General features: G+C 45.7%; 16 protein-coding genes, 1 pseudogene and 1 riboswitch. Of the genes and pseudogenes, 1 reads left to right on the top strand and 16 read right to left on the bottom strand.

Annotated features, from left to right (window positions below; translation table 11 throughout):
* Positions 1-40 precede the first annotated feature (40 nt).
* The 13 genes and pseudogenes from MHI14_RS16925 to MHI14_RS16985 all read right to left on the bottom strand — a co-directional run.
* Positions 41-1,231: an aminotransferase-like domain-containing protein gene (locus tag MHI14_RS16925; protein WP_341130842.1), complete on the bottom strand. Its 1,191-nt coding sequence runs from the start codon at positions 1,229-1,231 to the stop codon at positions 41-43.
* Between the two features lie 179 nt (positions 1,232-1,410).
* Complete coding sequence (locus tag MHI14_RS16930; RefSeq protein WP_341130843.1) at positions 1,411-2,559, bottom strand: NAD(P)/FAD-dependent oxidoreductase; 1,149 nt, start codon at positions 2,557-2,559, stop codon at positions 1,411-1,413.
* A 6-nt stretch (positions 2,560-2,565) separates the two neighbouring features.
* The gene (locus MHI14_RS16935; RefSeq protein WP_047842870.1) at positions 2,566-3,285 is read right to left on the bottom strand and encodes a methyltransferase domain-containing protein; all 720 of its coding nucleotides are present in this window, start codon (positions 3,283-3,285) and stop codon (positions 2,566-2,568) included.
* Positions 3,272-4,429, bottom strand: a complete 1,158-nt coding sequence (locus MHI14_RS16940; RefSeq protein ID WP_341130844.1) for a type III polyketide synthase — start codon at positions 4,427-4,429, stop codon at positions 3,272-3,274. The genes MHI14_RS16935 and MHI14_RS16940 overlap by 14 nt, the downstream gene beginning before the upstream one ends.
* Positions 4,430-4,686: 257 nt before the next feature.
* The gene (locus MHI14_RS16945) at positions 4,687-5,571 is read right to left on the bottom strand and encodes an alpha/beta hydrolase (RefSeq protein ID WP_341130845.1); all 885 of its coding nucleotides are present in this window, start codon (positions 5,569-5,571) and stop codon (positions 4,687-4,689) included.
* A 163-nt stretch (positions 5,572-5,734) separates the two neighbouring features.
* Positions 5,735-6,409 carry a hypothetical protein gene (locus MHI14_RS16950; protein ID WP_340967712.1) on the bottom strand — a complete coding sequence of 225 codons (675 nt, stop codon included), beginning with the start codon at positions 6,407-6,409 and terminating at the stop codon, positions 5,735-5,737.
* A 162-nt stretch (positions 6,410-6,571) separates the two neighbouring features.
* Entirely contained in the window at positions 6,572-6,928 is a 357-nt protein-coding gene (locus MHI14_RS16955; protein WP_341130846.1) for an MmcQ/YjbR family DNA-binding protein, read from the bottom strand.
* A gap of 142 nt (positions 6,929-7,070) precedes the next feature.
* Positions 7,071-8,471 carry a DEAD/DEAH box helicase gene (locus tag MHI14_RS16960; RefSeq protein ID WP_091030807.1) on the bottom strand — a complete coding sequence of 467 codons (1,401 nt, stop codon included), beginning with the start codon at positions 8,469-8,471 and terminating at the stop codon, positions 7,071-7,073.
* 117 nt (positions 8,472-8,588) lie between these two features.
* The gene (locus MHI14_RS16965) at positions 8,589-8,903 is read right to left on the bottom strand and encodes a DMT family transporter (protein WP_091030808.1); all 315 of its coding nucleotides are present in this window, start codon (positions 8,901-8,903) and stop codon (positions 8,589-8,591) included.
* Entirely contained in the window at positions 8,903-9,241 is a 339-nt protein-coding gene (locus tag MHI14_RS16970; RefSeq protein ID WP_133384669.1) for a DMT family transporter, read from the bottom strand. The genes MHI14_RS16965 and MHI14_RS16970 overlap by 1 nt, the downstream gene beginning before the upstream one ends.
* A 101-nt stretch (positions 9,242-9,342) precedes the next feature.
* Positions 9,343-9,443: riboswitch (guanidine-I (ykkC/yxkD leader) on the bottom strand.
* 70 nt (positions 9,444-9,513) lie between these two features.
* Positions 9,514-10,143, bottom strand: a complete 630-nt coding sequence (locus tag MHI14_RS16975) for a pentapeptide repeat-containing protein (protein ID WP_341130847.1) — start codon at positions 10,141-10,143, stop codon at positions 9,514-9,516.
* A gap of 11 nt (positions 10,144-10,154) precedes the next feature.
* Complete coding sequence (locus MHI14_RS16980) at positions 10,155-10,919, bottom strand: methyltransferase domain-containing protein (RefSeq protein ID WP_341130848.1); 765 nt, start codon at positions 10,917-10,919, stop codon at positions 10,155-10,157.
* A gap of 239 nt (positions 10,920-11,158) precedes the next feature.
* A pseudogene (locus MHI14_RS16985) lies at positions 11,159-11,431 on the bottom strand (aldo/keto reductase); the annotation flags it as partial.
* A gap of 371 nt (positions 11,432-11,802) precedes the next feature.
* On the opposite strand from MHI14_RS16985, the gene MHI14_RS16990 reads away from it, so the two are divergent.
* The gene (locus MHI14_RS16990) at positions 11,803-12,720 is read left to right on the top strand and encodes an AraC family transcriptional regulator (protein ID WP_341130849.1); all 918 of its coding nucleotides are present in this window, start codon (positions 11,803-11,805) and stop codon (positions 12,718-12,720) included.
* Positions 12,721-12,886: 166 nt separating this feature from the next.
* Here MHI14_RS16990 and MHI14_RS16995 read toward each other — a convergent pair whose 3' ends face one another.
* The 3 genes from MHI14_RS16995 to MHI14_RS17005 form a co-directional block, all read right to left on the bottom strand.
* Entirely contained in the window at positions 12,887-13,966 is a 1,080-nt protein-coding gene (locus tag MHI14_RS16995) for a threonine aldolase family protein (RefSeq protein WP_341130850.1), read from the bottom strand.
* Positions 13,963-14,385 (bottom strand): MarR family winged helix-turn-helix transcriptional regulator, encoded by a 423-nt coding sequence (locus tag MHI14_RS17000; protein ID WP_036670809.1) that lies wholly within the window; start codon positions 14,383-14,385, stop codon positions 13,963-13,965. Before MHI14_RS17000 ends, MHI14_RS16995 begins: the two co-directional genes overlap by 4 nt.
* Before the next feature lie 419 nt (positions 14,386-14,804).
* A complete protein-coding gene (locus MHI14_RS17005) occupies positions 14,805-16,523 on the bottom strand; it encodes an ABC transporter ATP-binding protein (protein WP_124114575.1) in 1,719 nt (572 codons plus the stop codon).
* Position 16,524: the final 1 nt, after the last annotated feature.

Genomic DNA, 16,524 nt, shown 5'->3' on the forward strand with positions numbered 1-16,524 from the left:
AATTGGCGGCTTTTCGTAGATGTATCACATTGAAGCATTTTTAAGCGTTATAACCTTTCAATACCTGCCCCAAAATCTCTACGCCCTTGACAATCTGTTCGTCTGACGGGGTTGAGAAATTAAGTCTGATGGCATTACAAGGGTCTTGCTCGTTCACCAGGAATGCATTTCCCGGTACAACCGCAACCCCTTGAGCTGCCGCTGTCTTGGCATAATCAAGCATTGGCACATGTGCTGGCAGATCACACCAGAGGAACAGTCCACCATCCGGTTGGGTATAGGTAATGGACTCACCCATATGCTCTTGCAGGTTGTCCATCATCAATGTTGCTTTTCTCCGATATACCTCACGAATGCTGTTAATGTGCCCCGCGTAGTCATACTCCGTCATGAACTTGTATGCCAGAATCTGTGGAAGCATGGCTGTATGTACGTCTTCTCCCTGTTTGGCAACAACCATCTTCTCCACAACTTCATGTGGTGCTTGTACAAAACCGACACGCAGTCCCGCCGACAGAATTTTGGAGAATGATCCAACATAGATGACCAGCCCCTCATCATCCATAGATTTGATGGTTGGCACATCTTCTCCATTGAATCGAAGTTCTCCGTACGGGTTATCTTCCAAAATCATAACGCCATACTTCTTGGCCAGCTCGTATATGGCTTTACGTTTCGCAAGACTTGTCGTTACGCCGGTCGGATTCTGAAAACTTGGGATCACGTAGATCAGTTTCACATTTTTCTCCGTTTGCAGCGCCTCTTCCAACTTCTCGATATCCATACCGTCCATCTCCATCGGAACGCCAGCAAGCTTTGCACCGGATGCCCGGAAGGAGTTCAAGGAACCGATAAAGCTCGGACTCTCACAGATAATTGTATCCCCTTCATTACAGAACACTTTACAGGCAAGTTCAATCCCCTGCTGCGCTCCAGATACAATGAACAATTGATCGGCTGCAGTCCCTGTATCAAACCCTGTCTTCAAATGTTGAGTCAATGCTTCCCTGAGGGGAACATATCCTTCCGTAATTCCATATTGCAGAGCCGTGACCGGGTCATGCTCCAGAATGGTTTGGGTGAACGTGCGAATCGCCTCAATAGGAAAGGTTTCCGGAGCGGGATTACCCGCAGCGAATGGAATTACATTTTGACCCGAAGAAGCCTTCAGAATCTCTCGAATAATGGATGGTTGCAGTGCTGCGATACGATTGGAAAATGAATAATTCATCTTAAATAGTGCCTCCCGACATTTCATCTGACTTAGTTCTCTATCATTACATTAGATTCTATTATACGAGCATTTCCCAAATTTCCAAACTGTCTCGACAAAATTAATGTTTATACACCAAAAAAGAGGCCGCCGTCAGCAACCTCTTTTGCATAAGTATTGAGCAAAGTTTCAGCCTATTAGCGCGCTGCGTTCATCTCGGATAACCGTGTGGCCTTCACAACATAAGCGGCTAGACCTGGGATCATCCGAGCCAGACCGGGATAGAATTTATTGGTTTTGGCAAAAGCCAGCTTTTGAATTCTTCTTGCGCGTCTGAGCAATTGGGTGAATTCCCGGCTTGCTTCCAGCGTGTAATTACTCTGCCAATCGGCATGTTCAATGTCACCTTGCAGGTACTTGTCAGTCCACCTTGCACACAGGAGTGAAGAGCGAAGGGCAATGGACATTCCGTCTCCACATAAGGGTGGTATCATCAGCATGGCATCCCCAATATGCGGATATTTAGACCACGGCTCAGGAACGTTGGACAGATGCAAGGGCGCAATCGACACTTGCGTTCCATCTACAGGCATTCCTTCGGCTAAACGGGCTGCCAAACTCACGTTTGTCAGGGATGCCGCCTGTAAAATATCGTTTACAGACTTGCCACTTCCCTGGACCGTATCCAATGTCAACAATGCAGCGACATTCACAATGCCATCCTCAATTGGGGAAATGCCCACGTAACCACCTTGGCAAAAATATAACTCTACCCGTGCGGGAATCTCTATCCCGCTGAAGTGGGACTTAACGCCAACGTATACGGTTTGGTCCCGCAGATCAGGTGCGGAAGCCATCCCGCGCGGCTTTTTGGTCCCATGTGCTCCGATGACGGCTTTGGCTCTATAGCTGATCCGCTCATCTCCCTGTTTCACCTGAACCTCATAACTGGCATCCTCAAGCTGCTCGATGCTCGTTATGGTCGCTTTGGTCACAATCTGGGCTCCGGCCTCCAGAGCCTTCTGATGCAAAATCTGGTCCAGCTCATATCGACTTATTCCATATGCAAATCCCGGCAGCGGTGCTTCGATCACTCCGCCTTGTGGCATAACGATTTTGGCATGATCCATGGTGCTGGGTTTCTTCGACCGGTCCAGAAGGTGAATATCCAGAACTTCTAACATCTCCTTGGTTTCGGGTGACATGAACTCACCGCAGGTTTTGTGTCGCGGGAACTCCTGGCGATCCAGCAAAAGGGTCCGATGTCCTTTCCCTGCCAGTTGCATTGCACATGTACTGCCGGCAATTCCGGCTCCGATGACAATCACATCTATCGATTTCGACACGTAAGATCACCTGCCTTTCGTGGGAATAACAACAGAGTAACGGAATAATGGCTTCCATTCATAGGTCATCGTATCATGATTTAGCCGTTGTTTAAGTTCCTTCCAATCCCTCCCTGTAAAACCTTTGGCTACGGAAAGAGGCCCATCATGACGAATATAACGATTGCGCGAGATCATCCGTGTAGTAATCCAGACCGCCTTATAGGATACGGGGTGGCGGTGAATATCATTAATGACGACACCGTATCTGGATGCTCGCAGCATATGAGAAACCATATCAACCAGCTGATCTCCGTCAAAATGATGCACGAACTGGGAACCTGTCACAATATCTGCTGAAGCATCCGGCAGTTGTGTAAGATCGGCACGTTGTACCCGGACTCGGGGTTCGTCACGGAATAGTTGTCTCGCTTCCTCACACGCTTCTTCCGTCAGATCAACCAGCGTAATTTCCAACTGAACACCCTGACGATCTGCCCATTGCAGTAGTTTCTGGTTCACATCTCCTGAACCTGCCCCCACATCCAGTAGAGTCAGCTTATCCGGCCTGCCGACCGAGTTCCACAACTTCTCTACACCAGCCAGAGTTGGGCCAGGTGCTGCAAATATTTTGTTAAGACGTCTCAGATGTCTAAGCGCTTCACGCAGCTCCTCCCCTCCCAGAGAGAAATCATCCATCAGTTCATCTTCCTTGGCTCGAATGGACAATGTTCTAAAAAAGGACATGATCGTGCTCCTCCATCACTGAAGATAATGAGGGTACATAAGTGAATTTCATCAACTCTGCGGTGAGTCCCGGTCCAAATGCCATGGCTACACCATCTGTAGAGGATTGAACCTGTGCCTTCATGTCCTCACGCATCGCGTTCAGTACAAACAGAATGGTATTGGAAGATAAGTTACCATACGTTCTGAGGACATCCCTGCTATACTTTGTTTGCTCGTCTCGCAGTTTCATTACATTCTGCACAGAGTCCACAATCCCACGTCCTCCCGGATGAATGGCCCACAGTTCAGGAAGCTGTTCACTTTGCAATAAGAGACCCAGTTCCTCTTCCAGATAAACAGCGAGCAGCTTTGGAATACGAGGGGATAGATACAGGTCATACCCCAGATTCCCCACCTCCCAGGTCATATCTTCAGTCGAATCCGGAAGAAGCACAGAATAACCCGTTCCCAGACTCAGAACATTCTTGTGCTGAGATTCTGGTGTGCCCACTACACAAGAAGAAGCAGCGTCTCCGAAGAATGAAGCTGCAAACAGCGCTTCCCGATCTTGTACGGGCTGAAAATGAATGGTGCACAACTCTACACAGACCACAAGGACCTGTGATCCGGGAGCTCCCTGCACGACATCTCGTGCCATCTGAATGGCTTTCAACCCTGCCGCACACCCCTGAAAGATCAGCGGCAGTCGATTAACTCGAGCAGACAAACCCAAATGACGGATGAGCATAACATCAAGACCCGGCAGATATTGACCGGTGCAGCTGACCGTGATGATATGCGTGATACTCTTTGGAGATACGCAAGAATCCTCCAGGGCTTTCTCTGCCGCCTCAATTCCGAGTGGAAGCGCCTCTCGCTTGTATGTATTCATTCGTTCTTCGGTTGTCGGGATGTCTGATCGCTCACCAGAGGGCAGATAACGGCATTCTTCCAGTGAACCCAGATAGCTCGGTTCCACGGTATATCGTGTTTCAACACCACAGGACTTGAATATTCGTCTGGCAAAACGGGCCAAATCTGGCCGATCCTGAAGAGAAGAAGCGATTAGTTCTGCAATATCTGACTGCGCTACGGGGTGAGCAGGTAGAGCCGTTCCCATGCCAAGAATCGCGATATCGGATGGACTGTTATATTGGTTCATAATAAACCTCCTGGTATTGGTCATTATTTCCTCTAATTTAACAACTCTTACCCTTAACGATATCGTTATAATCTCAATAAGGCTCCTAATCCAGTTTATTAACACATCCTCAAGCTCAGAAGCTTGGTTTCATCAAGCCATTGAAGCAGTCACACCAATGAATGAAAAAAAGCCGCCATTAGGCGACTTCAAGGTATCTTTTTAAATAACTTTCTCAAATAATTTCTAACCACTTCTCAACGTCGTTCTGATGTACGTTATTTGGAAAATGCTTCTCTGATCTTGTCACTCATCCGGTACCAGGCATCCTCAGCCATCTGGAGATCGCCAAAATGCGTAAATCCGTGAGCGGCTCCCTCGTACTCCTTAAGAGTCACCTTAACACCGCTTGCTTCCAGCCTTGCTGCATATGTTCTTGCTTCTTGGGCCAGTGAATCTTTCTCCGCGGTAATAATCAATGCTTCCGGGAGACCCTGCAATGATGTTGCGAGCACAGGTGAAGCCAACGGGTCTTGCGCATCTTCTGGCGTTTCAAGGTACATGGCATTAAACGTTCTGGCGATCTCGGCTGGAATGGCTTCTTCAAAACTCGGTTTCTCGGCCGGATCTGTAGCCACATCCAATACGGCATAATCCATAACTTGCAGAACAATTGGCAGCTCGCTACCACTTTGCTGGTTCAGTAAACACACTGCTGCCGCAAGATTACCACCAGCACTATGCCCACCAATGGCGAATAGAGATGGGTTCACCGAGAAGGATTCCGGATTGCCATGGACCCACTGTACAACGTCGTAACATTCATGGACTGCCGTTGGGAACTTGTGCTCCGGTGCAAGACTGTAATCGATATTAACGACCACACAATCAGCACGATCAGCGATCAGGCGACACCATGGATCATCCATCTCTGCTTGTCCCAAGATGAAACCACCCCCATGCATATTGAAGAAGACCGGCATAGGTGCGGTATGTTCCCTATCCGGTGTATACACGAGTACACGCGTATCACCTTTGGTCGTAGGGATCATGACATCTTCTACTGTAACAGCATACGTGGAACTGGGTTGAAGAGCTGCACCTGTACCGACGACATTTTGACGCATACGTTGTACCATTTCCAGTTGTTGTTGTTGATCCATAGATATCACTCCTTTAGTGGATTGCCAATACGCCTACTTCCGTTGTCACTTAAGTATAGATGACATTCGTCTATTCCGTCATGTGCAATTCATTCGATATGTATTGATCAACATGCTCAAACGTGGACCAAAATTACCTTCCCCTGCTCTTAATGCTTCAATGTTAACATTCAGTGCCAGGAGATCGGTTTGGGTCCGTGCTTGTTTCCTGTTTTTTCTGGAACATCATCCAGACCCCCATCAAACAAAATAAAATGCTGCACCCCATGCCAAACAAGCTACTGGTTTTTAATGCAAGAGGTGAGCCTTGCATGGTAAGTAATGTCGCTTGGGTCACCACGATGGATACCATCGCATCGGTGAAGTTAATCATTTTTAATGTAGATATGATCGGGTTATGGAGATGACGGTTCGCCCAGGTACCATACACGGCAAAAACCAGCTTGGTAAAAGCCACTGTAGATACGATATACACGATGTTACCCTCATATATGAAGGCATCGCCGATTAGATACATTCGCAGGCAGACCAGTGAATAGGACATGCCCAGAAAACACAGGAAAAGACCACCGCGCTTATAGACCGTAAGCTCTAATGTATATCTTTCCTTTGGAGACTTCATCCTTTTGGCAACTTTATATTTTTGAAGCACCTGTCCTTTGGCTACACACAGAATCAGATAATATACCGCATTTGTAATGAACCATCCGGAAAGCAGATATATTCCCAGGATTAACTTGCCTATTCCGATCAAAGCATTGATAACAAGGGATACAACGTTGATCATGGCTGTTCGATCTTGTTTATTTCCAAGGTAACGGTCCCACACGGACTTCATGTATGTCTTCATTTCCATATGATATTCAATCTACTTGGCCAGCAGACCAGTGGCTTTTTTACATACCTCATAATATATATTTCTTCTTTCTTACCTTATTAGCGAAGCTCGGCACGTCCTTTATACGATACATAAATGTGTGTTAAATCAAATAGAAATGTCTCACGATTCGGCCAGAGATTCCCGAATCCTTTTCGGAAGGGATTGGACAACCATATCATACGAGTGATCGATCATGACGTAGACATCCTCATCGGACAATGAACCATCCAGCGTAATGGTATTCCAGTGTTTTTTGTTCATATGATATCCCGGTTGAACTGCTTCATGCTGCTCTCTCAGGTTCTCTGCAATAATGGGATCACATTTTAAGTTTAAGAGACCGTGCTTTTCTTTGTTTTCAAAAATAAGCGCGAACATCTTACCCGCAACCTTAATCGCGACTGGATCAGGCCCAAATGGATAATCCTTGGTCGCACCTTTCTTCTTCAAACTGTATTCAATCATCGTATCCTTCAAGTCAGTACCTCCCTTTCACCAGTGGACGATATAATGATACCGAATGTAAGTTCGTATGTAAATAAGCTTGTTGCACATAAAAGCACATAATAAAACCTCCTCCATATCAATGGAGAAGGTTTTATCTGGATTTATTTAGATCTTAATTGGCTCTATCATTCCTAGTTTTGCTGCTGCGGCTGAAGGAGCCATGGTTTGATTTACTGCTACTGCTGTTTGATCTACTGCTATTCGGTCTACCGTCGTTTGAACGACTACTGTTTGATTTACCACTCTTGGCAAACCATTCGGATTTGGGCTTGCGCGCCGGGTTAGCTTTGGACTTCGCCGGTTTGCCTGCAGCCGATTTGTTGAACGAAGGTTTACTGCCTGCTGCTTTGCTGGTTTTATCAAACACAGGTACACCTGTCATTGGATACGGATGACCTTTCACTTCAGGAATCGTCTTTTTGATTACTTTCTCGATATCCTTCAGGAATGGAAGTTCATCCTTCTCACAGAACGAAATTGCCATCCCGCTTTTGCCAGCTCGACCTGTACGGCCAATACGGTGAACATACGTTTCCGGGATGTTAGGCAGGTTAAAGTTAATGACATGTGACAGTTCCTCCACGTCAATTCCTCTTGCCGCGATATCCGTCGCAACTAATACACGTGTTGCACCACTCTTGAAGTTGTTCAGTGCCCGTTGTCTCTCGTTCTGAGACTTGTTGCCATGAATAGCCTGTGCCGTAACGTTCACTTTGGCCAAATCACGTGTAACCCGGTCAGCGCCGCGCTTCGTGCGTGTGAACACCAATGCCGTGACGATGGATTTATCCTCCAAAATTTGGTTCAACATATGTTGCTTCTTGCCGTTCTCCAGCAAATATATAGACTGCTCAATGCGGTCTACTGTTGAAGATACCGGTGTGATTTCTACTTTGACTGGATCAACCAGCAGGGTTTTAACCATTTTGGTGATTTCAGGAGGCATTGTAGCTGAGAAGAACAGCGTCTGCTTTTTGTTCGGCATTTTGGCAATAATTCTTTTCACATCATGAATGAAGCCCATGTCCAACATCCGGTCTGCTTCATCCAGAACAAGAATCTCAACCATCTTCAGATCAATACGTTTCTGATTAATCAGATCGTTCAATCTGCCAGGTGTTGCGATAATAATATCTGCACCTTGATTCAGCGCACGCTCTTGTACTTTTTGCGAAACGCCGCCAACGATTGCCGTACAACGAATGTCCGTATACCGGCTATATACCTTGATGTTATCCGCGATCTGAATAGCCAGTTCTCGTGTTGGTGTCAAAATTAATGAGCGAATATGTCGTGCGGACTTGGGTCCTTTGGATCTTTCGCTTAATAATTGAATGATCGGCACCGAGAATGCTGCTGTCTTGCCTGTTCCTGTCTGTGCACATCCCAGCAGATCTCTGCCAGCTAATACAGCTGGTATGGCCTGTTCCTGTATAGGGGTAGGATTAGTATAATTTGCTTTGCTTAACCCTTCCATAATAGAGGGGATAATATTTAAGTCCTTAAATGTCATGTTGTCTCCTTCATTTACGCACATCTATCAATAAGACGCATCTTTTATTTCACACGTAACGTATAAGGATACCATTAAAAACGTAATCTGTACATTATCTTTTTAATATCAATTTGTTTAACTGACCAATTTAAGACCGACTGCCGATCCAAGCACCATAGCGATAAACAGAATTCTTAGGGCATTTCGAGGTTCTCCGTAAAACACCATGCCAAGAATAGCACCGCCGGAAGCTCCGATTCCCGTCCATACCGCATATGCTGTCCCCATCGGAAGAGTTTCCATCGCAAGGGACAGGAACAGGAAACTCAATCCAAACCCGGCTACCAATAGAACCAGTGAAATGAGATTACGGTCTTTGTGCAACTTGTTTATCATCAGCACTCCGATCATCTCAAATACCCCTGCCAAGATAAGAAATACCCAGTTCATTATAGCTGCACCTCCTTATTCTTCTCTTTGCTCAGCATTTTAAGCCCGATTACGCCGAGTAAAAGTACACCAATGAGTACCATTTTTCCGGTTTGGATAGGTGCATTAAACAGAAAAATCTCTGCAAGCACTGTACCTGCGGTACCCAGGCCAACAAATACTGCATACACGGTTCCCACAGGCAGTGTCCGCGAAGCTGCAATCATCAAGGAGAAGCTAATGATAATTGCAACCAACGTAAACCCCCATTCCAGCAGACCACTGGCATGTTTCAATCCAATGACCCAACCCACTTCAAACAATGCAGCAATCACAACTGACATCCACGTTTTATTCATTCCTGCTACTCCCTTTCTCTGATTCATTTTTTTACACCTAGTATGGGTACATTAGCGTAAAAACAAAAAAAGCCCGGGAAACAAACTGCATGTAGCAGTTCATCTCCCAGGCTTTTATCCCTCCGTGGCACAACCAACAGGTTGCGGGTTTTCTCTCGGACCAGACCGACACATCCATCGCGGAACCCTAGAAAACCTGTTTTTATTCTAATGTGTCTCCAATTATACACACTTCCACTATCTTGGCAACCCTGATATTATGATCATGTTATTTATTTGATAATCAAACCCATTAATCCTACAAATGTGGCGGCTTGATGTGGTGAAATCACACAACCGTGGAGATCTTCCATGGTCAGCACCAAGGAGTCAAATTCGCAATCGCTAAGATCCAAATCCTTCATTTTGGTCCCCGTTAAGGAAGTTTGGTCGATGTTACATTGACTGAACTCCATTTTTTGCAGTGCCAGATAGGCAAAGTCCGCACCAATCAAGGCACATTCCGAGAAGGAGACCTGTTTCAGATGGGCAAAACGGAAGTTGCTGTAGTCACCTAGACCATGAAGGAAACTGACATTTTGCAATCGACTATTGGAAAAATCAGTTCCGACAAACTTGCAGTTATGCCATTCGATCCGATGCATGAAGGCACTAGAGAGGTTGACATTGGAGAAGTCGCAGTGTTCGAACCGGACATCGGTGAATTCGAATTGTTCCAAGGTAGACTCCGAGATTGTCACATGTCTAAATACAACATTTTCAAAGGAAACCTTACTCGCTTCCTGTTGATCCAATGTAATGTTCTCGATCAGTTTGTGTTTGTACTCCACTTTGGATTCCAGGAATGCAATCGTTTCCGGTTCGAGCAACTGCTCCTGAATCTTGGGTTTGTCCATTTTCATCCCGTATTCCCCTATTCTTTAATAGCTACAACTCGCAGTCGGCTTCTGTCCAGATACCACTGTCCATCCCTCATCAGTTGTGGCCGCACTCTTTTCTCGACAGCTTCCATAATAACATCCTGTTCCGCAGGTGTGATACCACTGAATAAATACTCCGCGAAGCTGGTCAACCACTTTCTGACACCTGGCTTAAACGGGGTAAATTGGTCAACGTGCTGCGCCAGACGAACTCGAAATCCGTGTTGTTCTAGTAGATTAGCATATTCGCCAATGGTCGGGTGATACCATGGATTCCGTCCTTCCCATTTGTATCCACGGGCATTCAGTTCTTCCCTTACCGCTGTTATTAATATAGCCGTGTTGCCACTTCCAGCAAACTCAGCCACGAATCGTCCTCCCGTCTTGAGCGCTAACTGTATGGATTGTACTACAGCTGGAGCATCCTTTATCCAATGCAGAACGGCATGAGAGAAGACCGCATCAAACGTTTCTTCTGTCCGATAATGACAAGCATTTTCGACTTGAATATTCATATCAGGGTATTTCTGTTTAGCTTGCCTAATCGTCACTTCTGAAAAATCTATACCTGTTGGCAGCGCTCCTGCGGCTGCAATTTTGGCTGTCAGATCCCCATTGCCACAACCCACATCAAGAATACGTTCACCTTGGGATGGCTGGAGCAGGGATAAGATAGGTGTTTCCTGTAACGTTGCAAAAGGAGCGGAATGACCACTCCATGATTCGTTCGCTTGACCGGATGAATGTCCGTTATTCATAGAATATAATCTCCTTTTTCAATTAAGGATCTAATGTATCTATAATAACTTTAATATAAGAGAACTGTCAATTCACTCATCAGATAACTATAAAAAAAGCCGCCGAATGGCGACTTTAACATTAAGAATTCGGATCAACTGAGAATGCCTGTTACCGGATGCGGTACATACACTTCTTCGAGGAAACCGATCTCTTCCACAGTCAGCTTCACCGTAAGGGCTGCCATTGCATCCTCCAGATGGTGAATTTTGGTCGCCAGGACAATCTCATCCCGACGCGCAAAGTCCTTCAATGCACGTCCAACAATTTCCTCACTGGTTCCATCCGAATAGATATTGGCCGTATCGAAGAAATTAATACCAGCATCCAACGCCTTCTGGATGAACGGTCGACTCTGCTCTTCATTCAGGGACCATGGAGCCATTCCGCGTTCCGGTACACCGTAACTCATGCAACCTAGACATAATCTGGAGACATCCAGACCGGTACGTCCTAATTTCACATATTCCATATTTCACACTCTCCTTCAATTTGTTCTGTGAATGGATGTTGTCTCGACCTCTTCGGTAACTAGCTCTAACCAGCATGTGAAGTATATCTCTCGATGTACGGAATTTTCTTCGAACTTGATCTGTGATTCGAGCCTGTCAATCAATATTTGCCTCACATGGTTTGATAACCACTTCATCACCTTACTCACCCAACTTTTCGAATAAACTTTAATCGCTTGGCTCTGTTAACATACTCTTAGTATGCCGAGTCATGGGCTGCAAGCGGTATATCAATCGTCTTAATTGATTGCCTGATCCTCTCAGGCCCCCTTTTGGTTCTGTACGGTAAGCTTTATAATTTAAGTAGGTTAAATCCGTGAGGAGGATACGTATGACCGAAGAATTATTTCTACCAAAACAGGAATTGAGTGACCTGATCGAACGCCATTCCAATCATAACGGTGCAATGGAAACGGCGGTTCCTTCCTTGTTTGTCTATCACCATTCCAAGATTAGTGAACCCGCATACAGAGTGTATAAACCTTCATTATGTGTGATTGTTCAAGGGTTGAAAGAAGTATTGCTCGCACAGGAGCGTTATGAATATGGACCTTCCAATTACCTGATTGCTTCCATGAATCTCCCGGTCATCGGGCAGATTATCAAGGCATCCGCTGATGCACCCTACTTAAGTCTCAAGCTCGAATTCACACCGAACCAAATTCTCGAAGTACTTAACGAATGCAATATCAAGGTAACATTCAACGAAAACGCCAGACGAGCCATGTTTGTAGGTCAGATGGAATCGTCCATTCAGGACGCTGTACTCCGACTTGTTCGTTTGCTGGATACGCCGGGAGAGATTCCGTTTCTGGCTCCGTTGTACGTTAAAGAAATCCTGTTCCGCCTCCTTCAAGGGCCTTACGGAGGAGAACTGGCGCAGATTGCGGTTGAAGGTAGCAGCACTTATCGGATCAGAGAAGCGATTGAGTACATCGTTCATCATTGGGAACAGCCATTTCGCATTGAAGATCTGGCTGAGACCGCCAGTATGAGCGTCTCTTCATTCCATCGTCACTTCAAAGAGATTACAGCTATGAGCCCATTACAATTCCAGAAACAATTAAGATTACAGGAAGCCCGGCGACTTCTGATGGCCGAATCTGCAGATGCGGCAGATGTAGCGTTCCGGGTTGGTTACGAGAGTGCTTCCCAATTTAGCCGCGAATATGCACGCATGTTCGGTGCGCCGCCAAGAGCCGATATCCGACGGCTGAAAGAGAAATACGACATGGCCTTGAGTGAGTAACCGAGTATATACTGCCTATCTCACAAAAAGACAAACCAAAAAAGGACAACCACAACGGGTTGTCCTTTTTCAGTATCAGAATTCTGCGTAATTGCTTTTGGATTATTCAAATACTCGTATTTATGAGAAGGAAATCGGAACTGTTCTCCTTCATTTTTGAACAAGATTAGACCAATGCTTCGACCCGTTCTGGCACGTGGATCTCTTCGTACAATAATTGAGTGATATCACGAGTCAGTGCATCCACATTCTCTTGACGAGTTGCCCAGCTGGTGCAGAACCGCACCGCACTGTGTGTATCGTCAACTTTTTCCCAGAAGGAGAAGGTATAACCGCTGCGTAATTTCTCAAGCAAACGATCAGGCAGAATCGGAAACTGCTGGTTGGTTGGTGAATCGTACAGGAAGCGTACCCCCTGCTGTTCAAGTGAGTCATGAATTCTCAAGGCCATATCTACGGCATGGCGAGAAATGTCGAGGTAAAGACCATCTTCGAACAACGTTTCAAATTGGATTCCCAGCAATCTGCCTTTGGCAAGCAGGCCACCTTTTTGTTTGATCATATAACGAAAATCTGGTTTCAGTGCATCATTCAGGATGACAACCGCCTCTCCCATCAATGCGCCAATCTTGGTTCCCCCGATGTAAAATACATCACACAAGCGTGCAAGGTCAGCAAGTGTCATATCGCAATCGCGTGAAGCGAGTGCATATCCAAGACGTGCTCCATCCACGAAAAACGGAAGACCACATGCTCTGCTCACTGTATGCAATGCTTGCAGTTCTGCCTTGCTGTACATCGTTCCATTCTCCGTTGGTTGGGAAATGTAGACCATTCCTGGTTGAACACAGTGTTCCGGCGACGATTCATTCATGTGCGCATCATAGACTGCTCTAACCTGCTCAGGCGTGATCTTTCCGTCCTCGCTTGGAACTGTGAGCACCTTATGTCCCGTAGCTTCAATAGCTCCCGTCTCATGAACCGCAATGTGTCCCGATGTCGCAGCAATCACTCCTTGATATGGACGCAAAATAGATGCAATCACCGTTGTATTTGTCTGTGTACCGCCAACCAGGAAATGAACATCAGCGTGCTCATTGTCACATGCCTGACGAATAAGCATCCTCGCCCGTTCACAATGCTCATCCGTGCCATACCCGCTCGTCTGTTCCATGTTGGTTTCCATCAGTCTTTGTAAAATTCGTTCATGCGCACCTTCGTTATAATCACATTCAAATCGTATCATCGTGTTGTCTCTCCTGCCTTCTTGTTCAACTTCTCTTGTATGTTCATCATGGAGGTGTATACCTCTTGAATCTCTTCTTCATTCAATTCTTGCATCAGCTTCAGGATCTGTTGATCGGATCGATCATTCAATTGGGCATACAGTTCCTCACCCTTGGCTGTCAGACGAATAAGACTGACCCGGCTGTCGGCAGCAGAATCCACTTTCACCAGCAGTCCTTCCTTGGACAGCTTGTTCACAATTCGGCTCATGTAACTGCGATCAATGGTCAGTGTATCTACCAGATTGTTCGCAATGCTCTCTCCCCGAATTCCAATCTCAATAATGACCCGGACTTCTGCAAAGGAATACCCTGTTCCGAGAATATGCTTGTCGAGTACACCGAGTATGTTGGTATAAAAACGGTTAAAACGTCGCATGTCAGCCAGTATATCTGGATTTATGTACTGAGAGTTGATGTCAAACCCTCCTTTTTAGTGGACATTGTCAACATTATAATAATCACGTTAGTGGACGTTGTCAACATTATCTTTTGCATAGCATTTGATAACTTCATTTTTAATATCCTATCAATAAAAGAAACCGCGCATATGCGCGGCAAGGTTTACTTCATTTAGATACTTGATCCAGATACTTAGTCAGCTGCTTAAGTTTCTATATAAATTGACTAAACATTTACATAAAACGGAGAGGACAGAAAGAACCTGAAGAAGCGAAGCGTTCGCCTTTATCCCCGGATTTCCCCTTTAGATAAGAGGAATAAAAAAATCTGGGGATAACAGCGATCGGAAGGTTGTTCTGTCATCGGAGTGGCCAATGTAAATTCAATTTATATGGATTAAGAGTGACTATATTGCACCTGATGAAGACGGCTGTATATCCCTCCAGCGGCGACCAATTCCTCATGGTTGCCCTGCTCAGCGATACCATCTGTGTTTACTACGATGATTCGATCTGCATTCTTGATAGTTGTCAGTCTGTGTGCAATCACAAGTGTTGTTCTGCCCACCGACAATTCAGCGAGTGATTGCTGGATCAGTGCTTCCGTTTCCGTATCCAGCGCAGAGGTTGCCTCATCCAGAATAAGAATGGGCGGGTTTTTCAAAAACATCCGTGCGATGGACAAACGCTGTTTTTGCCCTCCCGACAGTTTAACACCACGTTCACCAATAATGGTATCCATGCCATCAGGCAACGTGAGGATCAGTTCCTCCAATGAGGCACGACGGGCGGCATCCCAGATTTGTTCATCCGTTGCACTCAAATCCCCATAAGCAATATTCTCCTTAATGGTACCCGAGAACAAAAATACATCCTGTTGAACGATTCCGATATGCTTGCGCAAGGATTGAAGCTTAACGTTACGAATGTCGACGCCATCTACAGTGATACGTCCCTCTTCTACCTCATAGAATCGGGGAAGCAGGCTGCAGATCGTCGTCTTGCCTGCACCCGAAGGACCAACAAAAGCAACGGTTTCCCCTGGTCGAACAGACAGACTGATATCACTCAGAATACGCCGACTGGATTCATATCCGAACGAGACGTTCTCAAAGCGAATATCACCTTTCACACTTTCGAATTCAACGGCGTTTTTGCTATCCGCAATTTCAGGTTCTGTATCAATGATCTCCAGATACCGCTTGAAACCAGCGATGCCCTTTGGATAACTTTCAATGACGGCATTGATTTTCTCAATCGGACGGAAGAAGATATTGGATAACAGCAGGAAGGCCATAAAGTCACCCATATTGATTCTGCCATCGATATAAAACCAAGCCCCGCTGATCATGACAAACACCGTAACCAGTCGCATCATCATATAACTGACCGAGATACTTTTCGCCATCGTTTTGTAGGCAAGCAGTTTGGTTTTACGGAAATTCTGATTATCCACCGCAAAAAGTTCTTTCTCATGTTCTTCGTTGGCGAACGATTGCACAACACGCATGCCACCAACGTTATCTTCAATGCGTGCATTGAAATTGCCGACGTCTCCGAAAAGTCGCCGATACGTTTTCGTCATCCGCCCGCCAAATACGATAATGACCCAAGCCATAATTGGGATAATGATAAAGGTAAGCAGCGCAAGCTCAAGATTAATGTTAGCCATCAGCCAGAACGATCCGATTAATGTCATTACTGCGATGAATACATCTTCAGGTCCATGGTGAGCAACCTCGCCGATATCATTCAGATCATTCGTAAGATGACCAATTAAGTGGCCTGTTTTACGATTATCAAAGAAACGGAAGGACAGCTTCTGCAAGTGAGCGAACATCTTCTCACGCATGTTGGTCTCAATATTAATGCCAAGCATATGTCCCCAGTATGTAACGACATAGTTCAATACGGTATTAAGTGCATAGATGGATAACAACACAATACAGGCAAGCAAAATAAGAGGCCAATCCTGACCTGGCAACAATTCATTAATGAATTTGCTGACGGCAAGGGGGAAAGCCAACTCCAGAAGCCCTGCGAGTACAGCGCATCCAAAATCAATCAAAAACAGTTTTTTATAGGGACGATAATACGAAAAAAAACGACGAATCATA

It is taken from the genome of Paenibacillus sp. FSL K6-2393 (genome assembly GCF_038002545.1).
Classification (GTDB): domain Bacteria; phylum Bacillota; class Bacilli; order Paenibacillales; family Paenibacillaceae; genus Paenibacillus.